The sequence below is a fragment of the Serratia liquefaciens genome, from assembly GCF_027594825.1.
In the GTDB taxonomy this organism is placed as follows: domain Bacteria; phylum Pseudomonadota; class Gammaproteobacteria; order Enterobacterales; family Enterobacteriaceae; genus Serratia; species Serratia liquefaciens_A.
The window spans coordinates 1552727-1575197 of the sequence record NZ_CP088930.1 but is presented as its reverse complement, the minus strand read 5'-3'; the positions used below and the strand labels follow the sequence as shown (position 1 = coordinate 1575197).

Genomic DNA, 22471 nt, shown 5'->3' with positions numbered 1-22471 from the left:
GGTGGCCATTATTGGGGCAATGGATCCAGTTTCTTGCCGCGACGGAATTTCATCTGCAGCCGGTCAAAATACAGGTACACCACCGGGGTGGTGTACAGCGTCAACAGTTGGCTGACGATCAGGCCACCGGCGATGGTGATGCCAAGCGGCTGGCGCAGCTCGGCGCCGTCGCCGTGGGTCAACACCAGCGGCAGTGCACCGAACAGCGCCGCCAGGGTGGTCATCATGATCGGCCTAAAGCGCAGCAGGCACGCCTGGAAGATGGCGTCATGCGCGCTGATACCGCCGTTACGCTGCGCATCGAGGGCAAAGTCGACCATCATGATGGCGTTCTTTTTCACGATACCGATCAGCAGCATAATGCCTATCAGCGCAATCAGGCTGAACGGCGCGCCGAACAGCTCCAGCGCCAGCAGGGCACCCACGCCGGCGGAGGGCAGGGTGGACAGAATAGTCAGCGGATGAATGTAACTTTCATAAAGAATGCCCAGCACGATATACACCGTGGCGATGGCGGCGGCGATCAGCAGCAACTGAGATTTCAGCGTTTCCTGGAACACCTGGGCGGTACCGGCAAAAGCGCCACGCACGGTAGCAGGCACGCCGAGCGCCGTCATGGTTCGATCCACGGCGGCGGTAGCGTCCGACAGGCTGCCGCCATCCGGCAGGTTAAACGAGATGGTCGACGCGGCCGACAGGCCCTGATGATTGACCGACAGCGGTGCATTGGCGGGTCGCCAACTGGCAAAGTAGGAGAGCGGGATTGCCTTGCCGTCTTTGTTGATCACAAACATTTTGTCCAGTGAGCTGACGTCCTGGGTGTAAGGCGGTGCAACTTCCATCACCACTTTGTACTGATTGAGCGGTTGATAGATGGTCGAAATCTGACGCTGGCCAAAGGCGTTATTGAGCAGGTTGTTGGCATCGGAAACCGAAATGCCCAGCCGGGACATGGTCTCGCGATCGTAAACCAGGTCCATTTCCGAGCCTTTGTCTTGCTGATCGGAGTTGACGTCTGCCAGCTCCGGCAGGGCGGCCAGTGCGATGCGGATCTTCGGTTCCCATTCGCGCAATGCGGCAAGGTCGTCCGCCAACAGCGTGTATTGGTAACTGGCGTTCGCCTGTCGGCCACCGACGCGGATATCCTGCACTGCCATCAGGAACAGGCTGGCACCCGGTTCTTTCGCGAGGCGGGCACGCAGTCGGGCGATCACTTTCTGTGCGTCATCGCTGCGAACCGACAGCGGTTTTAACGAGATAAACATCGAGCCGCTGTTGGTGCGCGAGCCGCCGGTGAAACCGGTGACGTTTTCCACATCCGGATCTTCACGCACGATCTTCATGAAATCCTCCAGCTTACCGCGCATGGCCTGGAAAGAGATGCTCTGATCGGCCTGGATAAAGCCCATCAGGCGACCGGTATCCTGTTCCGGGAAGAAGGTTTTCGGAATGCTGATATACAGCCAGACATTGAGCGCGATGGTGGCGAGAAAGAGGGCCAGCACCCAGCGCGAATGGCCGAGCACCCAACTCAGTGAGCGCCCATAACCTTTTTGCAGCGCCAGCAGCATTTTACCGAAGCCGCGAATGCGCCGCTGCGCACGCGCCGGCTGGTGGCGCAACAGATAAGCGCACATCATCGGCGTCAGCGTCAGGGAGATGATCAACGACAGCCCGATAGAGACCGAAAGGGTAACTGCAAACTCGCGGAACAGCCGGCCGGGCAAGCCTTCCATCAGCAGCAACGGGATAAATACCGCCACCAGCGACACGCTCATCGAAAGCACGGTAAAACCGACCTCCCGCACCCCCTGCAACGCGGCGTTGAGCGGTTTCATGCCGGCTTCGACGTGGCGCGAAATATTTTCCAGCACCACGATGGCGTCATCGACCACAAAGCCGGTGGCAATGGTCAGCGCCATCAGCGACAGGTTATTCAGGCTGAAACCACACAGGTACATCGCGGCAAAGGAACCTATTAACGATACCGGTACTGCCACCGCCGGGATCAACGTTGCGCGGCCGGACCGCAGGAAGATGAACACCACCAGGATCACCAGTCCGATGGCGATCACCAGCGACTGTTCCACTTCCGCCAGCGAGGCGCGGATGGTTGGCGAACGGTCTTGCGCGATATTCAATTGGATCGACGCCGGGATGTTGTCCTGCAAGGCGGGCAATTCGGTGCGAATGCGATCGACGGTTTCAATGATATTGGCGTCCGGCGCCCGGCTGATGGCCAGAATAATCGCCGGCTTGGCGTCGGTCATCCCGGCGTTGCGTACGTCCTGGACCGAGTCTTTGACCTCGGCCACGTCGCTCAGGCGCACCGCCGAGCCGTTGTTGTAGTGGATAATCAGTGGGCGATAAGCTTCGGCAGTTTTCAATTCATCGTTGGCCTGGATCTGCCAGCGCTGTTGCTGATTGTCTACCGCGCCCTGCGGCCTGCGCACGTTGGCGTTACTGATGGTCTGGCGCACCGCATCGAGCGAGATCCCCTGATTGAACAGCGCGCTTGGGTTGAGTTCGACCCGCACCGCAGGCAGGGAGCTGCCGCCGACCGAGACGTCACCCACCCCTTCGGTCTGGGCGATTTTTTGCGCCAGCTGAGTCGAAGCGAAGTCGTAAAGCTGGCCCTGGCTGTAGGTGTCGGAGGTCAGCGTCAGGATCATAATTGGCGCGTCGGACGGGTTGACCTTACGGTAGCTCGGGCGGTTCGGCATGCCGGTGGGCAACAGGCTTTGCGCCGCGTTGATCGCCGCCTGCACGTCACGGGCGGCGCCGTTGATATCACGATCTAGGTCGAACTGCAAAATGACGCGCGTGCTGCCCAGTGAGCTCATCGAGGTCATTTCATTGACCCCGGCTATTCGGCCCAAAGCGCGTTCCAGCGGCGTCGCCACCGACGAGGCCATGGTTTCCGGATCGGCACCCGGCAACGAAGCGCTGATCGAAATCACCGGGTAGTCGACCTGCGGCAGCGGCGAAACCGGCAGCAGGCTAAACCCTATCACGCCGCTGATGGCAATCGCCAGGGTCAGCAGCGTGGTGGCCACCGGCCGGTAGATGAACAGGGCGAAGAATTTCACGGCAGCTCCTGCATATCCGGCTGACGGCGAGTATTACGCGCCAGCTTGTCAAACAGCAGGTAGATCACCGGAGTGGTGAACAGCGTCAGGATCTGGCTCATGACCAGCCCGCCAACCATGCAAACCCCAAGCGGGTGTCGCAGCTCCGCGCCGACACCGGTGCTGAGCATCAGCGGCAGCGCGCCCAGCAACGCGGCCAGCGTGGTCATCAGTATCGGTCGAAAGCGCAGCAGGCAGGCCTGATAAATGGCATCGTACGGTGACATCCCCTGCTCACGTTCTGCGGCCAGCGCGAAGTCGATCATCATGATGGCGTTTTTCTTCACGATGCCGATCAGCAAAATGATGCCGATAATGGCGATCACGTCCAGCTCGCTGCCGGCCATCATCAGCGCCAGCAAGGCACCGACCCCGGCGGTGGGCAGGGTAGAAAGAATGGTGACCGGGTGAATAAAGCTTTCATACAGCACGCCGAGCACGATATACATCGCCACCACCGCCGCCAGGATCAGCCACAGGGTGCCGCCCAGCGCCGCCTGGAACGCCAACGTTGCGCCCTGGAACTGGGTGGTGATGTCTTTGGGCATATCGAGATTTTTTTCCGCCAGGGTGATGGCGTCAACCGCTTCCCCGAGTGAATAATTGCCGGCCACGTTAAAGGAGATGGTGGCCGCCGGGAATTGATCGAGATGGTTCACCGACAGCGGCCCGAAGCGCTCTTCGATTTTGGCAATGGTGTTCAGCGGCACGATGGTGCCGTTGCTGCTGGTCAGGCGGATCTCACTTAACGCCGCCAGGCCCGGTGTGGTGCTGACGTCATGTTCCAGCACCACGCGGTACTGATTGGCCTGAGTGTAAATGGTGGAGATCAACCGCTGGCCGAAAGCGTTGTACAGGGCGTTATCCACGTCACTCATGCTGATGCCGAGGCGAGAAGCCGAATCGCGATCGACGTTCACGTAGGCCACCAGTCCCTGATCCTGCCAGTTACTGGTGACGTCCGCCAACTGCGGTGCCTGTTTCAATTCCGCCATCAGCTGCGGTACCCACAGGCTGAGCTCGTCCAGCGACATGGCCTGCAGGGTAAACTGGTACTGGGTGCGGCTGACCTGGGTGTCGATGGTCAGATCCTGCACCGGTTGCAGATACAGTTTCACGCCGGGGAACTGCGCGCTCTGCTGCTGCAGACGAGTGATGATGGCCGGAATACGGTCGCTGCGTTCGCTCAAGGGTTTGAGGTTGATCTGCAGACGACCGCTGTTGAGCGTGGCGTTGTTGCCATCGACGCCAACAAACGACGTCAGGCTCTCCACCGCCGGATCCTTGAGGATTTCTGCCGCTACCTGCTGTTGGCGCTCGGCCATATTACTGAACGACACCGACTGTGGCGCCTCCAGCGTGCCCTGAATAATGCCGTTGTCCTGTACCGGGAAGAACCCTTTCGGGATCAGCAGGTAAAGCAGGACGGTGAGCACCAGCGTGCTGAACGCCACGCCTAGCGTCAACCAGGGATGATTCAGCACGGTTTTCAGCCATTTGCCGTAGCGGGCGATGACCCGGTCAAAGAAGCGTTCGGAAGCGGCGGAAAAACGGTTCTGCTTGCGCAGGGATTCATGGCTAAGCATGCGCGCGCACATCATCGGCGTCAGCGTCAGCGAAACCACCGCGGAAATCAAGATGGCTACCGCCAGCGTTACGGCAAACTCACGGAACAGCCTGCCGACAATATCACCCATAAACAGCAGCGGGATCAGTACGGCCACCAGCGAGAAGGTCAGTGAAATAATGGTGAAGCCGATTTCACCGGCGCCTTTTAATGCGGCATCGAGCGGTTTCTCGCCCTTTTCGATGTAGCGCGAAATGTTCTCGATCACCACGATGGCGTCGTCGACCACGAAGCCGGTGGCGATGGTCAAGGCCATCAGCGTCAGGTTGTTGATCGAAAAGTCCAAAAAGTACATGGCGGCGAAGGTGCCGATCAACGACAGCGGTACGGCGACGCTGGGGATCACGGTGGCCGGTACGTTACGCAGGAAAACGTAAATCACCATCACCACCAGCGCGACCGCCAGCAGCAACTCGAACTGCACGTCGCTGACCGAGGCGCGAATGGTGGTAGTGCGGTCGGTCAACACCTTGACGTCGACTGACTTCGGCAGGCTTTTGATCAACTGGGGCAGCATCTCGCGGATGCTGTCGGCGGTGGTGATGACGTTCACCCCTGGCTGACGCTGAATATTGAGCACGATGGCCGGCTGCTTATTGGCCCAGGCCGCCAGCCGGGTATTTTCCGCACCTTGTTCGATGGTGGCGACATCCTGCAAACGAATCGCGGCGCCGTTCTGGTAGGCTACAATCAGCTGGCGGTAGTCGTCGGCTGATTTCATCTGGTCGTTGGCCGAAAGGGTGACCGAACGCGTTGGGCCGTCCAGGCTCCCCTTGGCAGAGTTAACGTTGGCGTTGCTGATGGCGGTGCGGATGGTTTCGCTGTCCAGACCGTAGGCGGCAACGGCCGCAGCATTAAGCTTCACGCGTACCGCCGGCCGCTGGCCGCCGGAAATCGTCACCAGTCCGACGCCGGTGACCTGAGATATTTTCTGCGCGACACGGGTTTCCACGATGTCTTCCACCTGGGTCATCGGCATGGCGCTGGAGGTCACGGCCAGCGTCAGGATCGGGGGATCGGCCGGGTTAACCTTGCTGTAAATCGGCGGGTAGGGCAGATCGTTCGGCAACAGGTTAGTGGCGGAGTTGATCGCCGCCTGCACTTCCTGTTCGGCGACGTCGAGCGGCAACTCAAGCTGGAATTGCAAGGTGACGACCGAGGCGCCACCGGAGCTTTGCGACGCCATCTGCTTAAGGCCGGACATCTGGCCAAACTGGCGCTCCAGCGGGGCGGTGATCGCCGAGGTGACCACGTCCGGGCTGGCGCCGGGATACAGCGTGACCACCTGAATGGTCGGATAGTCGACTTCCGGCAGGGCGGACACCGGCAGCGCGCGATAACCGATAATCCCCGCCAGCAGGATCGCCAGCATCAACAGCGTGGTGGCAACCGGACGCAGAATAAACAGGCGGGATGGGCCGCCGCCGGCGTTAGGTGGCATCACCTGCATCAGGATTTCCCTTGAACGCGCGGTGAGTGGGCAGGCCGGGTTGCGGCCGGGGTAGCCTGCGGCGTGACAACTTCAACCTGCATGCCTTCGGTCAGGCGATCTATGCCGTCGGTCACTACCCGATCGCCGACGTTGAGGCCGGCGTTGATCACCACTTTTTGGCTGTCCTGTACGCCGGTGGTCACCAGGTGTTTACTGACCTTGTTATCTTCGCTCAGGGTCCAGACGAAGTTGCCTTCGTTGCCCATCTGCAAGGCGGCTGTCGGAATGACGATCGCATCCAGCAGCGTCGCGACCTTCAGGCGAGCATTGACAAATTGGTTGGGGAACAGCGCGTCGTCCTCGTTGGTGAAGCGCGCTTTCAGTTTGATGGTGCCGGTGGTGGTGTCGATTTGGTTATCCAGACTCAACAGCGAACCGGTTGCCAGCAGGTTTTGGTTGGTGCGATCCCAGGCCTCGACGCTGACCGGGCCGGCTTTTTGCGCTTTGATCAAATCGCTGATATTGCCCTCGGGCAAGGTAAATACCACATCGATAGGGTGCGTCTGGGTGATCACCACAATGCCGGTGGTGCTGCCGCTGCTGATGTAATTACCGACGTCCACCAGCTTCAGACCGACACGACCGTCAATCGGAGCGGTGATGCGGCTGTAGGTGATTTGCAGCTTGGCGCTGTCGACGGAGCCCTGATCGGCTTTGATCGCGCCTTCGGTCTGTTGCACCAGCGACAGCTGGGTGTCCAGATCTTGTCGCGAGACCAGATTGGTTTTGGCCAATTGCTGATAACGCGCCAGATCGCGCCGGGCGTTGGCGAGGGTGGCCTGATCTTTGGCCAGTTGGCCCTGTGCCTGAGCCAGCTGCACCTCGAACGGACGCGGATCGATTTCAACCAGCAGGTCGCCGGCCTTGACCTGCTGCCCTTCGGTAAAGTGGATCGCCATCAGTTGGCCATCGACCCGGCTGGTGACGGTCACGGTGTTGGCCGCGGTGGCGGTGCCCAGCCCGGAAAGATAGCGCGGCACCGTCTGCTGCGTGGCGGTTGCCGCCTGTACCGGTGACATCGGGGCTCCCCGTCGTCCCCCGCCTGCGGCTGCTTTTCCCCCGGCGGCGTGACGCGCACCCGGTGCGGCATTGTCGGCAGATTGCGGAGTGCTGAAGTGACGCCAGATCAGCACGGCGGCAATAGCCACAATAACCACCACCAACAGGCGCAGTAACAGTGAACGACGTGGGTTTTTTGCATTCATGGTGGCGAAAATCTCTCCAAAAGGCAGGCGTGCGGGCACTCATTGCCAAAAAAGTTACACTCCTTACAGAATACTAGTTTAGCGAGGAAAGACGGCATAAAAATGAAGGAAATATGGAGGAACCGTCAGCATTGTCCGAATAAGTTGTAGATTTAATCCTGCTATGTTTATAAGCGTTGCCATCCGGCTTATAGCGAATGCGTTTTAGCGGATTTCCTGCTTTCGCGCTAATAATTAACCTGCGAATCATCAACCCCATGGAGCATGCAATGAGTCATAAAGAACTGGGCCGTTCGGGCATCAAAGTGCCGGCATTAACCTTCGGCGGCAACGTGTTTGGCTGGACGGCAGATCGCGAAACTTCATTCAGCCTGTTGGATGCGCTGGTGGAAAATCAGCTCAACTTTATCGATACCGCCGACGTGTACTCGAGCTGGGTGCCGGGCAATCAGGGTGGCGAATCGGAAACCACGATCGGCCAGTGGCTGAAAAAGAGCGGCAAGCGTGACCAGGTGATCATCGCAACCAAAGTCGGCAAGCCGATGGGCGAGGGTAAGCAGGGGCTGTCGCCACGCTATATCCAACAGGCGGTAGAGGATTCCCTGCGTCGTTTGCAGACCGACTATATCGACCTTTATCAGTCACACGATGATGACCGGGACACGCCGTTGGCGGAAACCCTGGTGGCGTTTGATGGGTTGATCAAGGCCGGCAAGGTGCGGGCGATAGGCGCTTCCAACTATCAGGCCGATCGTCTGGAGGAGGCGTTGAAAGTCAGTGAGCAGAATGGGTTGGCGCGCTATGAGACCCTGCAACCGGAATACAATCTTTATGCGCGTGAGGAGTATGAACGTAGCCTGGCGCCGGTAGTGCAGCGCCATGGATTGGGCGTGATTAACTTCTTCTCGCTGGCCAGCGGTTTCCTGACCGGCAAATACCGCAGCGAAAAAGATATCGGCAAGAGCCAACGTGGCGACACCATCGTTGAGCGATACCTTAATCCACGCGGTTTCAAAATTTTGGCGGCGCTGGATCGGGTGGCGGAAAAACACCACACCTCGCCAACGCAAGTCTCACTGGCCTGGCTGATCGCGCGGCCGGACATCACCGCGCCGATCGTCAGCGCCACGTCGCTAAAACAGTTGGATGAGCTGATCAGCGCTACCCGGCTGCGGCTGGATGCCGAGGATATCCGTAGCCTGAACGAGGCCAGCGCCTGGTGACGAGCGTCAGCTGCGGGCGGTGTTAATCAACGTCAGCAACTGTGTCAGGCAACTTTCTACTGGCCGGTGCGCGGTATCGATACGGGCCACCGGCTCCTTCCAGGGCGTGTAATCGTGAGTTGTGACATCGCGCCAGTTGGGAAGCCGCAGCCCGGTAACGTCACCGGCGCGGGTTTCAACCCGTTGACGGTGTTCGCTACTGTCGGAGCAAACCACCTCAATCTCGAAGCAGGCTGCTCCGGCCCTTTGCGCCACCTTACGCCAGGCGTCACGGGTGACCTGCAGCGGGTTGACCGAATCGGCAATCAGAGTATGGCCCAGACGCAGGTTGTCCTCGGCCACGCCATAAGCGGCAAAATAGCCGGCTGGGCCGACGTCACCGGCCAGGGAACCGCTGTTGCGGATGGCTTGCTCAAGGGTATCGATTCGAAGATACATTGCCGGCAATGCGCTGGCCAACGCCCGTGCCAGCGTAGTTTTACCGCTGCCGGGCAGCCCGGAAAAAACGATCAGCATTGTTGCTCCCGCCATGATTGTTGTCCCAACCGATACAGTACCTGTTTTTGCAACGGATGGCTTGGCGGCAGAGCGCGGCATTGATATGCCACGCTCTTGGGCCCTTAACGGAACAGCGTCTGCGCCCAGCGAGCCAGTCCGGCGGTGACCGAGCCGAAGTCGTTGCCGCCGACGATAGGAATGCCCGGCAACTGCTGTTGCAGCGCGGCGCGCAACAGCGGGGAACGTGCGCTGCCGCCGGTGAGATAAATCACCTGCGGTGCCGTCTGGCTGCTGGCCAGCGCGGCGCTGACCTGTTCCTGAATGCGCAGCAGCGGCTGTGAGATGGCCTCGGCAAGCTGATCCTGGCTGATGTTTTCCGCCAGGTCAGTCTGGACGAAAGCCAGCGGAGCGCTGATGTTTTGCTGTGCCGACAGGGCGATTTTGCTCTCCTCTGCCGCGCGCACCAGGCGGTAGCTCAGGCGCTGCTGGTGCACTTTCAGCAGGCGCTTAACCTTTTCCGGTTCGGCGGCATCGCGGATCAAATCGCGCAGCATGCGGCCATTGGCGGCGCTGTAGAAGTCGATCTGTGCCGGGACGTCGTTGGTGGCGACCGCGTTCCAGTAAGGCAGCGCAGGCAGGGCGATGCCTTTTTCGGTTTCGCCGCCCATACCGAACAACGGCATCAACTGCTTGAACGCCAGCATGATGTCCAGGTCGTTACCGCCGACCCGGCAACCGCTGTGCCCCAGCAGGCTTTGCTGACGATCGGCACGGTCACGCCACTGCGGGCCCATCAACAGCACCGAACAGTCGGTCGTCCCGCCGCCGATGTCCACCACCAGCACGGTTTTCTCTTCGCTCAGTGTCGCTTCGAAATCCAGGCCTGCGGCGACCGGCTCGAACTGGAATTCAATGTCCTTGAAGCCGGCGCGCTCCGCAGCGCGTTGCAAAATGCCCTGCGCCTGACGGTTAGCCTCTTCGCCACCGATACCCTGGAAGTTGATAGGACGGCCAATGACCGCCTGGCTGATGCTGTCCTGCAGCACGTTTTCCGCCTGACGCTTGATGTGGAACATCATGGCGCACACCAGATCTTCAAACAGCGCGATCTGCTGTGGCTTCAGGCCGTTGGCACCGAGGAAGGATTTCGGCGAGCGGACAAAATACACTTCTTCCGGATCTTCAACGTAGTGCGCCAGCGCCTGCAGGCCGAACAGCACGCTGTCGTTGCCGACGGGAATGTCTTCTTCGCGGTTGTAGTTGATTGCCCGGCGCAGCAGCTGCTGGTTTTCCTCGCTGGCGGTCGGCACCTGCCAGTGGCGGTGCAAACACTCGCTCACGGCTTCGCGCGTCGGGGCGCACAGCATCGACGGCAGGTAGGGTTCGTTGTTTTCCAACGTCAGCAGCTCAGGGCCGTTATCTCGCATCACTGCGACGGAACAGTTGGCCGTTCCGTAATCGAATCCAATAAACATGTCTTTTCTCTATCCCCATGCCAATGAAGGGGGGCGACTTTACCCGAGACTTGGCCCTCGGGCAATCTGAGAGCGCGTAACTGACGAAAAATTTAGCGGCGAACGTACCGGCATGCTTAACTTAATGTCCGAATCCCGCACGTCAGCGTGCTCATCGAGTCGCATAATGCACAAAAAACTGACCCCGAGCGTGGCCATGAAAAACCAACAGCAGGCGTTGTATGAGGCACTGAGTGCGCGCGATCGCAAATTTGACGGTCGCTTCTTCGTCGGCGTTTCGTCGACCGGTATTTACTGTCGCCCGGTGTGCAGTGCCCGTACCCCAAAAATTGAAAACTGTACTTTTTACCCGAGTGCGGCGGCGGCGGAGCTGGCGGGATTTCGGCCCTGCCTGAAGTGCCGGCCGGAGTTGGCGCCGGGGCTGGCATTGATCGACCTAGGCAATCGCTATGCTCAGGTGGCGGTGCAGCTGATTGAGCAGGGGTACCTGTCGGAGCACAGTTGCGAGCAACTGGCGGCGCGGCTGGGCATTTCGGATCGTCATCTGCGGCGTATCTTTGCCGATCAGTTTGGTGCGTCCCCGATTGATTACGCCCAGTCGCATCGGCTGTTGCAGGCCAAGCGCCTGTTGGCGGATACCGATATGCCGCTGAGCGAGGTGGCCTTTGCCGCCGGTTTCGGCAGCCTGCGGCGTTTTAACGAACTGTTCAAGGCGCGTTACCGGTTAATTCCCTCGGCGCTGCGCAGCAGTACTGGCCGAAACGAACGTACCGTCGCCAGCGGGCTGGTGTTTCACCTGGGCTACCGGCCGCCGTATGACTGGCCGCGCATGCTGGGTTTCTTGCAAACCCGTGCGGTGAGCGGTGTGGAAAGGGTTGAGGGGCAGCAGTACCTGCGGGCGATTGCCATCACTCAGGGCGGCGTTGAATATCGTGGCTGGGTCAGCGTGCAGCCGGAAGCGGCGAGCAATCGGGTGCGGGTGGAAATTGCCCCTTCCCTGAGCCGGGTGACGACGGAGGTGCTGCGGCGCACTCGCCAACTGTTTGACCTCGATGCCGCGCCAGATCTAATCGCCCAGGCGTTGGGGCCGTTGGCTGCCGATGCGCCGGGGCTGCGGCTGCCTGGCTGCGTCAATGCATTCGAACAGGCGACCCGCGCGGTGCTCGGGCAGTTGGTCAGCGTCAAAATGGCGGCGACCTTTGCCGGACGAATGGCTGAACTCTGGGGCACCCCGCTGGATCAGCCTTATGGCGGCATTACCCACGTCTTTCCCACTGCCGAACAGATTGCGCGACTACAGCCTGAGGCGCTGCGCCCGTTGGGGGTGCAGCTGAAACGAGCGGCGGCGTTAATCGGCATTGCGCAGGCGGTTACCGAAGGGCGATTGCAACTGGAGAACGTGCTGGATATTGAACAGGGGATCAAGGCACTGACCGCGCTGCCGGGGATTGGCAGTTGGACCGCCAGCTACATCGCCATGCGCGCCTGGTCGTGGCCGGACGTGTTCCTGGCGGGGGATTATCTGATCAAACAGCGTTTTCCCGGCATGACGCCACGCCAGGTTGAGCGCTATGCCGAAAGCTGGCGACCCTGGCGTTCCTACGCCACGCTGCATCTGTGGCATAACGATGGCTGGGCACCGGCAATGGAGGGCGCCGGGTAGCGGCTGCGGGCTAGTCTTTGGCGGCAATGCGCGTCAGCAGGCCGTCTATTCCTTCTCGCATCAGAAAGGCCAGTACCTTCTCGCGCTCGCTTTCACTCAGGTGATGGTAATACTCAATCCACACCGCCAGCGGATCCTGGCGTTCAACCTGATATTCAGCAGGATCTTCTTGCAGTATCAGCAAGCTGCGCGCGCCGATCGGCAGGCTGTTGATGTGGTATTCCACCGCTTTGCCTTGTACGCCTTTGCGCCGGCGGCTGAGCCAGCCTTCGCGGCGGGCCTTCAAGTTGATCCCCTGTGGCGAGGAGGGCAGTCCTGCAATGCCGGTCAGCTCTCTGGCGGCAAACCACTCGTTTTTCATAGCCATTCATCCCTGAGCAAGTTAGGTGTATAGAGCGGGAGAAAATTAATTCGCGTGCTGATTTCCGTATCGAGGTGTTATGCAAGCGATTAACTTTGACCTGTTAGTTATACCACTAACCTCAGGTGGGCTAAGCAAAAAATGCGTGATGGGCGAGCTGCGGCGTTATGCCGCAGCTCGAAAGGCAAGGATGTCATTTTGATGTTTGGCGATGCGGATTAGCGGATACCAAAGTAACCGCCGCTGAGCAGTTCGGTCAGCGGCTGTTCCAGTGCGATGGCATCGCCGTCCGACAAATCGATGCCAATGGCCTGCAGGGTGTTCAGCGTGACCTGTTGGTGTGCCGGGCCGGCCAGCGTTTGAGCTTGCACCCGATGCGTCGCCCCGTTGAGCATCGAAACCATCAGTTCGTCCATCTGGTTGCAATGCACGTTGGTGATAAAGCGTTCGTCGACGCGGATATAGTCAATCTTTTGGCCATGCAGCTCGTCAAAGGCGTTGAGGCTGTGGCCAAAACCGTTAACGATCAGCTTGCAGCCCCGTTGCTGCAACTGCTGGAGGAACGGCCTGCAAATGTCGGCGTGCTCCAGCACCACTGCGTCATCGACCGCCAGCAACAATGCCCCTGGTTGCAAGGAAGATGCGTCCAGCGCTGCCAGCAGATCCTTCTGGAAGCTGGCGTCCAGCAGGCTGTCGGTTGCCAGCGGCAGCGCGATGGACAATCCCTTGCGGGCAATATCAGGGGCGCGCTGCGTCAGTATCTGCCCGATGATCCAGCGGTCAATTTCTTGCGTCAGGCCGTATAGCCGGGCGGCGGAGATAAAATCGTCGCTCGCCAGCGACTGACCGTCCTGACTCCTCACCTGCAGTTTCAACTGATAGAAGCAGACCGCCAGCGGCGTTTTTGGCGGTGCGACCGCCCTGACATGCAGCAATAATTGCCCATCGGTGATGATGTCCGTCACTTCCTGACGCGTCAGCAGTTCATGCTGACGTTCCAGGATCATTTTTTGACGCGCCTCATAGAGATAAACCTGGCCGCGTCCGCGATGCTTGGCGGTATAACAGGCAATATCGGCCTGCGCCAGCAGCTCGCTGCTCTTGCCGGCGTAGGCATCAATACGGGTTACGCCTGCACTGGCGCCGACGTGGTAAATCTTCCCTTCCCAAAAGAACGGATGCTGGCTGATGTGATTAACCAGCTGTTGCATCAGCGACTGGGCCTGTTCCCGCGTGCAGTCGAACAGGATCAGCCCGAACTCATCGCCGCCGAGCCGGGCCAGGCAGTCGCTGTTGCGCAGATGGTGCCGCATCAACAGGGAAAGATCTTTCAACAGCGCGTCGCCCGCGGCGTGGCCGGCGTTGTCATTGACCGCCTTGAAACGGTCGAGATCGAGGAACACCAGCGCGTGCTGCAGCCGTTTTTCAGTGGCGTTGGCGATAGCGGCCTTCAGGCGTTTTTCAAAACTGGTGCGATTGGGCAGCGTGGTCAGGGCATCGTGGGACGCGCTGTAACTCAACTTCTGCATCAGTTCGCGTGAGGCCGTGACATCCTGCAACACCATCACCGCCCCCATCACGTTGCCGTCGATCGTTTTCAACGGTGAAACCGACTGTTGAATATCGAAGCAGCGGCCGTCGCGCCCATGCAGCACCAGGGCATAGTCTGCCGGCAGCGCTCGGTTTTCCTGCAGGCAGCACTGGATCGGGTTTTCTACCTCTTCGCCGTCTTTCCCGTTGGTCAGGCGTACCACGCCGGCGACGGGCATGCCGATCGCCAGACTGAGTGGCCAGCCGCACATCTGCTCGGCCACCGGGTTCATAAAGGTAATGTGCATTTCGTCGTCGGTGGATATCACGGCTTCGCCGATGGCATCGAGCGTTATGTGCAGGCGCTCTTTTTCCTCGTGCAGTGCTTCGGTCAGATTACGGACCTCCGTCATGTCGATATTGGTGCCGATCATGCGCAGCGGCGTACCCTGTTGATCCAGAATGACATTGCCCTGGCCGCGAATATGGCGCACTTTTCCTTCGCGGGTGAGCAGCCGGAACTCCATGATAAAGGGCCCCGGCTGTTTGAGAAGAACGCTCATCTCACGATCGGTCCGCTCGCGATCTTCAGTCAACAACAGCGTGCGCCACAGCGACAGCGTGGGCGTTTGCTCCGGGCTGACGTCGTAAAGCTCGAACATACGTTTGTCCCAGGTGAGCTCTTCGCCGTGCATCATCCATTCCCAAACGCCGATGCCGCCCACTTTATTCGCCAGCGTAATGCGCTCCATCAGTCGGTGGTTCTCTGCGGCGGTGCGTTTCAACTCGCTGATGTCTTCCACCTGCGAAATAAAATACAGCGGCAGCCCTTCGGCATCGCGCACCAAAGATACGGCCAGCAGCGCCCAGACGTGTTCGCCGTCGCTGCGGATGTAGCGTTTCTCCAGGGTGTAACTGCTGATATGCCCGTCGAGCAGATCGCGCAGTTGCGTCAGGTCGGCGTTCAGATCGTCCGGGTGGGTGATTTCCTGGAAAGTCAGGCGTCGCAGAGCCTCCGGGGTATAGTCGAGCAGTTTGCACAACGCCTGATTGACCTGCAGCCATTTCCCCTGCGGCGACACCAGCGCCATGCCGATGGCCGAATACTCCAACGCATTACGAAAGCGAGTTTCACTCTCGACGATATGCTGTTTCTCCACCCGGAAGGCGTGCATCACCATGGCCATCGAATGTGCCGGGATCAAAATCAACAGGATAGGCAGGTAAATCTCGATATCGCTGAAGGGACCGAGGGGCGCATGAAAATGCAGCAACCCGACGGAAATCATCACGGTGATCATCAGCGTGGTGCAAAAGCAGATGACGAAAGCTTCGAGCCGCGGCAGCGCGATTGCCGCCCACAGCAGCGGCAGAATGACGAAGGTGAACGGAAAGGGCAGGTAGCTCAGTGCCAGATAGCTGAAGGTCAGCGCGACTATCAACGTCAGCAGCAGGGTATACAGATTCAGCGTATCCAGCATGCGGCGACGATACACCAGCCCGATGGGCGTCAGCGACAGGACGCCAATGGCCTCCGAAATAAACCAGGTGCTGAAGGGGTGCCAGAAAGTGTGTCCCGGGGCGGGAACCCACCAGGCGGCCAGCAGGGCACTGAACAAAGGGGTGAAGATCACCGCGCAGACGACGAACTTAAGCCAACTGGCCAGGCTGTTCAGCGGATCGTCCGTCAGCAGCATGCGGCGTAACAGCAGGGTGCAAACCACCGCTTCCAGCAGGTTGATCAGGGTCAGTTTTACCGGGAACCAGCTAAAGCCGAACAGCGTGACGCTGGCGGTCACGATGCCAATCCCGCATGCCAGCAGCGGTAACCCCCACTGGCGCGGCGAGTGGCGGAACAGCACGGCAATAATGGCGGCGGTAGGGAACCACAGCGGGGTAAAGTGGCTGGATTCGTTCGACAGCGTCAGGCACAGCAATGCCAGTAAAAATACCGTCAATGCCGCCAGCAGGCTGTGCGTCAACAAGGCGCCCTGGCGCGTGATGAGATGATTCGGTGCGCTGATATCCATAGACAACCCTTAACTCTGGCATCTGTCACTGAACGAGGTCATGACGCGAATGAGATGGAAAGTTTATTGGCAAAGGGTAGTACAGCGTGGCAATAAAACCCACTGAATCAGACAGCTTTAGTGAGCAAGCGCAAAAGCCGGCGCGGGGCCGGCCTTCAGGAGATTTAAAGCAGGAACAAGGTGGCCAACCCGAGGAAGATAAAGAAGCCGCCGGTATCGGTCAGTGCGGTGATCAATACGCTGGAACCTACCGCCGGATCGCGCCCCAATTTGATCATGGTCATCGGGATCACCACCCCCATCAGCGCGGCCACCAGCAGGTTGAGGATCATCGCCAGCGTCATGACGCCACCCATCGCCCAGTCGCCGTACAGCAACCAGGTCACTATGCCCATGATGCCGCCCCACACCACGCCATTGATGATGGCCACCCCCAGCTCCCTGAGCATCAGGCGGGAAATGTTGCCGACCTCAATCTGGTGCAGTGCCAGCGCACGCACGATCATGGTGATGGTCTGATTGCCGGTGTTGCCGCCAATCCCCGCCACGATCGGCATTAATGCCGCCAGCGCCACCAGTTGTGAAATGGTGTGTTCGAACAGGCCGATGACGCGCGAGGCGATAAACGCGGTACACAGGTTGATCGCCAGCCATGCCCAACGGGTTTTCACCGCCTTGCTGACCGGGGCAAACACGTCTTCTTCCGGGCTCAAACCCCCCATGCGGCGCAGGTTGCTGTCGCTTTCTTCATTGACCACGTCGACGATTTCCTCGATGGTCAACCGACCCATCAGCTTGCCTTTGGCGTCGACCACCGGGGCGCTGATCAGGTCATAACGTTCGAATGCGCTGGCTGCCGCTTCGGCCTTGTCTTCCGGTTGAAAACGGGTGGGGTCGCTGTCCATGACCGTCTGGACCAGGGTCTCCGGATCATTGAGCAGCACGGCGGTGAGCGGCAGTTCGCCCAGCAGGGTATTTTTACGATCGGTGACAAAGAGTTTGTCGGTGGCCTCCGGGATGGTTTTACGCAGGCGCAGGAAGCGATGCACGGTACCGATAGTGACGTCGGGGCGCACCGTGATCAGTTCAAAATCCATCATCCAGCCAACGGTGTCCTTGCCGTAGTGGATCATCTCGCGGACTTGCGCGCGCTGCTCCGGCTCCATCGAAGTCAACAGGCGGCCCATCAGGTTACGCGGCAGGTATTGCGCCAAATAGGCCTGCTCATCGACGTCCAGCGTCTTGATCGCTTTGAGCAGGTCCTTGTCGCTCATTTCTTCGATCAGGCTGTCCCATACGGGTTCGGCGACTTCCACCAGCGCTTGACCGCGTTTGGCGTTGCCCACCAGCCGCCACAGTGCCAGGCGCTCGTCCTGGGGCAGCGCTTCCAGCAGGTCTGCCAGGTCAGCGGCGTGCATGTCGTCCAGCAGGCCGGTGATTTCTGCAGTCTGGTTTAGCAGCTCGCTTTTGCTGAGGGCGTTTTCATCCCCCGGTCGGCCGAGAATGCCATCGACCAGATCTTTGTTGTTCAACAGCAGAGAAAGAATGCGCTGGCGATACTCAGCGACTTTTTTAACGTTATGCGTTGCAGCTGACATGGTCTTCCTTACTGGCACTCAGTGATCCTTGCAGACCTGCTCTGGACTGGAGAGAGCATAGCGAATGCAGGCGTCATTTTTATGAAATGGGAGCAGTTGCTGAGGAATAAGTAAGGGGTCTGGCGCGCCGAGATACTGGCCGACGGCAGGCTGCTTAACTATTCGCAAGCCCTGCGGGATAACTTGAATCCGTGGGTTCAGGGGGTGATGTCCCGGTTTTCGTCGCTCATCTCAGTGGTGCTTTGCTGAGGGGCGAGTTTTTTTTCCTGATGGTGGGGCACCGCGACGACCGCGGCATACAGCAGACGGCCGACTAAAATGATAAAGCTGACAAACAGCACTATTTTGGTCATCTGTCCGGTGGATTTTTTACGCATATATCACCCGGCATGCCGGTTTCCTGTGTTATGCCCGCCATCTTTCACGCTAGCCCGTGCGGCGGCCACTTGAAATTTATAGAGATATTGAACGCTGATGCAGGCCGATAGAGTGTAAACGGAATTCTAGCCATTGATGACAAATATTGTCTATTTATTTCCGGACAGCCAAACCCGGTATTTCGTCGCCGTTTAGCTTAAGTTTGGCTTTATCTGTCGGATCAGCAGCTTAAGAAAAGACAAAAAATAGGCTTACACATTTTTAGCCAACTTTTCCTCTTTGGTTGATCGGAGTCAAGCCTCCCCCCTGCCTGGCGCCTAAAATTCCCGCCATTCTCCTGTCGCATATGATACTTTCAGCTTGCCTCATGAATGGATAGAGGTACGAAAAGGAACCTGCCTTATTACCCGAACGCGTGAATGGAATTACGCCCTGACGGACTCGTTATTTTTATGATCAAGCCAATATTCTGGAAGCATTTACGCGAGCGCTGGTGGGGATGTCCCCTCCTCTGGAGCCTGTTATTGATCCCGTTCGCGGGGTGGCTGTCGCCGCGGATCATGCTGCCCGAGGGCAAAGTCTATTTGCTCTATCTGCCGCTCACCGCCTGTATTGCGCTGTTGATGGTCTATGACTGGCGGGCTCTGCCGGGCATAGCCCTCGCGATCATGCTGCGTTACGCCCACCGGCTGGGCCTGGAAAGTGGCTTGCTGGTGACGCTGCTGTACCTGTTTTGCCTGAGCCTGTGTTGGCTGGGGTATCGCAGGCAAACGCAACGCCGCTGGTGTGCGGCGCCGGGGGGCGCGGCGCTGGTGAAGGAGCGGCTAATCTGGCTGGTGGTGTTACCGGCACTGCTGTTTGTCTTCGGCTTGAAACTGCTGGTCGCCTTTGCCCGATTGCCCGACGAACTAGGGATGATGCCCGGCGATAACAGCTACCTGATGGCGTTGGTCAATTTTCAGGCGCTGCTGCTGGGCTGTCTCTCTGCCATGCCCTTGCTCTACATCATGTTGCGCATCTTGAATAAACCCGGTTTCGCCCTGACGCTCTGGCGCCGTTTTGGTCGTGAAATGGCGCCAAACGTCGATAAAAAAGAGCTGTCGCTGTGGCTGTTGGTGCTGGTGGGGATGGTAACGGTGCTGTCCCATTACGCCAAAGAAGCCATTCCCCTGTTGCTCGGAGGGTACGGATTGGTCTTACTGTTGCCGGTGATGCTCTACGGTGCGATGCGTTTTGGCTATCAATTCAACTGCCTTATCTGGTCTGCCACCCTGTTGGTGCTGTTTTTTCATTACCCCGGCGCTTCACAGCCCGACAACCTGTTGCATAACCTGGCGGTCATCTCTTCGATGATGGTGGTGTTTACCCTGTGTATTTTCCTGATGTCGGCGCTCAATACTCGCCAGCGGTTAAGCCACGCCAGGGCACAAAGCGCCTCGCTGCAAGATCCGGTGATTGGCCTGCCTAACCTGCGCGCCCTCAAGCGCGATCTGGCTCAGTCCCCGCCTTCAACCCTGTGTTTTCTGCGCGTCAGCGAACTGGATTTGCTGAGTCGTAACTATGGCATGCAGTTGCGCATTCGTTTCAAACAGCAATTGGCGGCGCTGCTGCATCAGGTATTGGCCCCGGGAGAGGGCGTTTACCATTTGCCGGGCTACGATTTGTTGCTGCGGGTGGACGGCGGCAACAGCGAAAAAAAGGTCGAGGAGATTTACCGCGCTCTGGAGAAATTCCGTCTGGTATGGAACGGTTTGCCGCTCCATCCCCCGCTGGGGTTAGGCTATTGCAGCGTGGTGCCCGGTTTTGAACATCTCTACCTGCTGCTGGGGGAGCTCAGCGCGTTGGCGGAGGTTTCTCTCACCAGCGGCAAGCCGGAAAGCGTGCAAAATAGCGGCAATGCGGTCCAGGATGAAGTCAAACGCAAGGTGGCGTTACTGCACGGGGTACAGCGTTCGTTGGATAACGACGGATTTATCCTGATGGCGCAGCCGATCGAGGGCCTGCGCGGTGACCGGTATTATGAAATTCTGCTGCGGATGCGCGATGATCTGGGGAACATAATATCGCCGAATGATTTTCTGCCGGTGGCGCATGAGTTCGGTCTGGCTTATCGGTTGGATCTGTGGGTGCTGCGTAATACGTTGAAGTTTATGGACCAGCACCGTATCGATCTGCCCAGCGCGCGCTTTGCGGTGAATTTGACGCCTTCTTCACTGTGCCGACCGATGCTGAGCCAGGATGTAGACAACCTGTTGCAGCAGTACCGTATCGAGCCGTATCAACTGACGTTGGAGGTGACCGAGTCGCATCTGCTGCAGAATACGGATTACGCCGGCGCCAACCTGCAGGCGCTGCGTGAAATGGGCTGCCGTATTGCGCTGGATGATTTTGGCACCGGGTATGCCGGTTACGATCGCCTCAAGATGTTGCCGGTCGACATGCTGAAAATCGACGGCAGTTTCGTGCGCGACATGCTGACCAGCGCGGTGGATTTTCAGGTGATCGCGTCTATCTGTAAAGTTGCGCGAATGAAGCGCTTGACCATTGTGGCGGAATACGTGGAAAGCCTGGAGCAGTTGGTCGCGTTGAAAGGGGTGGGCGTGGACTATATGCAGGGGTATTTTGTTGGCGAACCGCAGCCGTTAACGGCGTTGTTATCGAAACAATCTTAATTGTCGCCCCCGCAGAACGGGGGCAACAGATTCAGGCAGAGCGCTGCTCGTCTTGCGAGCCTTCCTCTTCGCAAATCAGTTTCCAACCCACGACGTCGTTCCAGTAGGCCTGTTCACGTTCGAGATCCAGTTGCACCAGGTTGTTCTGCGCCAGATAACCGGCCGGGAAGCGCAGCGTCCAGTGGTTATCGTCGGTGCTCAGGCGCAGCGTTTCCGGCGTGGTGGTCGACTGGCGCTGGTTGTTGAGCAGGGTACTCAGGCGCAACAGTTGGATCAGCGGCAGGTAGTGCTTTTTCTTGAACAGGTTCAGGCGCGGCAGTTCTTCCAGCTTAATGCCTTTACGGTGGAAGCGTACCAACGCCGACAGCAGCAACTGCTGCTCCTGGTTGAAGCCCGGCAGGTTGGTGTTTTGCAGAATGTAAGCCGAATGGCGATGCATGCCGCTGTGGTTAATGCTCAGCCCCACTTCGTGCAGCATCGCGGCCCACTTCAGCAAGGCTTCCAACTGTGGGTTCGCCAGCTTGGTGTTCTGCGCCATCCATTGCGCATACAGCAGTTCGGTGGTATCCAGCACCCGTTTTGCCTGCTCGCGGTCGATATTGTAGTGATCGGCCAGGCTCTTGGCGGTGCGGCTGCGAATGTCCTGATGACGGAAACGGCCCTCCATCTCGTACAACACGCCTTCGCGCAGTGCACCGTCGGAAAGGCGCAGATCGCGGATCGCCAACGCATCGAACACGCCGCACAGGATGGCTAAACCCGGCACAAACACCGACTGGCGGTCTTCCGACAGCCCCGGCAGGCTCATTGCGCTGAAGTTTTTAAACTGCAGCACCTGCTCCGCCATCATTTCCAGCCGCTCGAGGGTGATCAGACCGTCCTTTTCGCCCATCGCCACCAGCACTTCGTGCGCGGCCTTGATGGTGCCCGACGCGCCCAGAGCATATTGCCAGCCCTGAATACGGTACTGCCAGGCCAGCGTTTCCAGCTTCTGTGCTGCCGCCAGACGTGCGCGTTTGAAGTTGTTTTTGCTGATTTCCCCGCCCGGGAAGAACTGTTGGGCGAAGCTGACGCAGCCCATGCGGCGGCTTTCCGCCAGCAGGGGTTCAAAATCTTCGCCGATCACCAGTTCGGTTGAACCGCCGCCGATGTCGATCACCAGCTTGCGGCCTTTTTCCGGTTGGGTATGTTCCACGCCCATAAAGATCAGACGCGCTTCTTCCTGCCCGGCGATGATTTCGATCGGGTAGGGGATCACTTTGGCGGCACGCTTGAGGAACACTTCAGCGTTCACCGCCTGGCGCAAGGTATGGGTACCGACGATGGTGACGTTATCCGCCGGGAAACCTTGCAGCCGTTCGGCAAACAGCGCCAGGCAAGCCAGGCCGCGTTCTATTGCCTCTTCACTGAGCACATTGTTGCTGTCCAATCCATCGGCGAGGTGGACCCGCTGTTTTAAACGCCCCAATACCTGTAAGGCGCCATTGACGACGCGGGCAATCACCATGTGGAAGCTGTTCGACCCGAGGTCGATGGCAGCGATTTCCTGCGGTTTGTTCGTTGCAGTGCTTTTTAGCGGCATAGTTGCTGG

Annotated in this window: 13 protein-coding genes; 3 read left to right on the top strand and 10 right to left on the bottom strand. The window is 58.9% G+C overall.

Annotated elements, in window-relative coordinates:
• Window positions 1-8 precede the first annotated feature (8 nt).
• The 3 genes from mdtC to LQ945_RS07140 are packed head-to-tail and all read right to left on the bottom strand — an operon-like array spanning window position 9 to window position 7452.
• Window positions 9-3089 (bottom strand): multidrug efflux RND transporter permease subunit MdtC, encoded by a 3081-nt coding sequence (gene mdtC / locus LQ945_RS07150; RefSeq protein ID WP_270102585.1) that lies wholly within the window; start codon window positions 3087-3089, stop codon window positions 9-11.
• Window positions 3086-6205, bottom strand: coding sequence for an MdtB/MuxB family multidrug efflux RND transporter permease subunit (locus LQ945_RS07145; RefSeq protein WP_270102584.1), 3120 nt, complete (start codon window positions 6203-6205; stop codon window positions 3086-3088). The genes mdtC and LQ945_RS07145 overlap by 4 nt, the downstream gene beginning before the upstream one ends.
• Window positions 6205-7452 (bottom strand): MdtA/MuxA family multidrug efflux RND transporter periplasmic adaptor subunit, encoded by a 1248-nt coding sequence (locus tag LQ945_RS07140; RefSeq protein ID WP_269935443.1) that lies wholly within the window; start codon window positions 7450-7452, stop codon window positions 6205-6207. Before LQ945_RS07140 ends, LQ945_RS07145 begins: the two co-directional genes overlap by 1 nt.
• Window positions 7453-7721: 269 nt before the next feature.
• On the opposite strand from LQ945_RS07140, the gene LQ945_RS07135 reads away from it, so the two are divergent.
• Window positions 7722-8675: an aldo/keto reductase gene (locus LQ945_RS07135; protein ID WP_270102583.1), complete on the top strand. Its 954-nt coding sequence runs from the start codon at window positions 7722-7724 to the stop codon at window positions 8673-8675.
• A 6-nt stretch (window positions 8676-8681) separates the two neighbouring features.
• Here LQ945_RS07135 and LQ945_RS07130 read toward each other — a convergent pair whose 3' ends face one another.
• Window positions 8682-9191, bottom strand: a complete 510-nt coding sequence (locus tag LQ945_RS07130) for an AAA family ATPase (RefSeq protein ID WP_270102582.1) — start codon at window positions 9189-9191, stop codon at window positions 8682-8684.
• A 104-nt stretch (window positions 9192-9295) separates the two neighbouring features.
• Entirely contained in the window at window positions 9296-10648 is a 1353-nt protein-coding gene (yegD, locus tag LQ945_RS07125; RefSeq protein ID WP_270102581.1) for a molecular chaperone, read from the bottom strand.
• Between the two features lie 166 nt (window positions 10649-10814).
• Between yegD and alkA the strand changes: the two genes are divergently transcribed.
• Window positions 10815-12311, top strand: a complete 1497-nt coding sequence (gene alkA, locus LQ945_RS07120) for a DNA-3-methyladenine glycosylase 2 (protein ID WP_270102580.1) — start codon at window positions 10815-10817, stop codon at window positions 12309-12311.
• Between the two features lie 10 nt (window positions 12312-12321).
• Here alkA and LQ945_RS07115 read toward each other — a convergent pair whose 3' ends face one another.
• The 4 genes from LQ945_RS07115 to LQ945_RS07100 all read right to left on the bottom strand — a co-directional run bounded on the left by LQ945_RS07115 (window position 12322) and on the right by LQ945_RS07100 (window position 18207).
• The gene (locus LQ945_RS07115) at window positions 12322-12672 is read right to left on the bottom strand and encodes a DNA-binding protein (protein ID WP_044554640.1); all 351 of its coding nucleotides are present in this window, start codon (window positions 12670-12672) and stop codon (window positions 12322-12324) included.
• Between the two features lie 218 nt (window positions 12673-12890).
• Window positions 12891-16232: a diguanylate cyclase gene (locus LQ945_RS07110; protein ID WP_270102579.1), complete on the bottom strand. Its 3342-nt coding sequence runs from the start codon at window positions 16230-16232 to the stop codon at window positions 12891-12893.
• 164 nt (window positions 16233-16396) lie between these two features.
• Window positions 16397-17830 (bottom strand): magnesium transporter, encoded by a 1434-nt coding sequence (gene mgtE, locus LQ945_RS07105; RefSeq protein WP_270102578.1) that lies wholly within the window; start codon window positions 17828-17830, stop codon window positions 16397-16399.
• A 197-nt stretch (window positions 17831-18027) separates the two neighbouring features.
• Window positions 18028-18207, bottom strand: a complete 180-nt coding sequence (locus tag LQ945_RS07100; RefSeq protein WP_044554643.1) for a YfgG family protein — start codon at window positions 18205-18207, stop codon at window positions 18028-18030.
• Window positions 18208-18732: 525 nt separating this feature from the next.
• Between LQ945_RS07100 and LQ945_RS07095 the strand changes: the two genes are divergently transcribed.
• On the top strand, window positions 18733-20880 hold the full coding sequence (locus tag LQ945_RS07095) for an EAL domain-containing protein (RefSeq protein ID WP_269935449.1): 2148 nt from the start codon (window positions 18733-18735) through the stop codon (window positions 20878-20880).
• A gap of 31 nt (window positions 20881-20911) precedes the next feature.
• Here LQ945_RS07095 and ppx read toward each other — a convergent pair whose 3' ends face one another.
• Complete coding sequence (ppx, locus tag LQ945_RS07090; RefSeq protein ID WP_269935450.1) at window positions 20912-22462, bottom strand: exopolyphosphatase; 1551 nt, start codon at window positions 22460-22462, stop codon at window positions 20912-20914.
• Window positions 22463-22471 lie beyond the last annotated feature (9 nt).

Coding starts and splice junctions, on each gene's coding strand:
- LQ945_RS07145 (WP_270102584.1), bottom strand. CDS start 6,205: ATGCAGGTGATGCCACCTAACGCCGGCGGCGGCCCATCCCGCCTGTTT.
- LQ945_RS07140 (WP_269935443.1), bottom strand. CDS start 7,452: ATGAATGCAAAAAACCCACGTCGTTCACTGTTACTGCGCCTGTTGGTG.
- LQ945_RS07135 (WP_270102583.1), top strand. CDS start 7,722: ATGAGTCATAAAGAACTGGGCCGTTCGGGCATCAAAGTGCCGGCATTA.
- LQ945_RS07130 (WP_270102582.1), bottom strand. CDS start 9,191: ATGCTGATCGTTTTTTCCGGGCTGCCCGGCAGCGGTAAAACTACGCTG.
- yegD (WP_270102581.1), bottom strand. CDS start 10,648: ATGTTTATTGGATTCGATTACGGAACGGCCAACTGTTCCGTCGCAGTG.
- alkA (WP_270102580.1), top strand. CDS start 10,815: ATGCACAAAAAACTGACCCCGAGCGTGGCCATGAAAAACCAACAGCAG.
- LQ945_RS07115 (WP_044554640.1), bottom strand. CDS start 12,672: ATGAAAAACGAGTGGTTTGCCGCCAGAGAGCTGACCGGCATTGCAGGA.
- LQ945_RS07110 (WP_270102579.1), bottom strand. CDS start 16,232: ATGGATATCAGCGCACCGAATCATCTCATCACGCGCCAGGGCGCCTTG.
- mgtE (WP_270102578.1), bottom strand. CDS start 17,830: ATGTCAGCTGCAACGCATAACGTTAAAAAAGTCGCTGAGTATCGCCAG.
- LQ945_RS07100 (WP_044554643.1), bottom strand. CDS start 18,207: ATGCGTAAAAAATCCACCGGACAGATGACCAAAATAGTGCTGTTTGTC.
- ppx (WP_269935450.1), bottom strand. CDS start 22,462: ATGCCGCTAAAAAGCACTGCAACGAACAAACCGCAGGAAATCGCTGCC.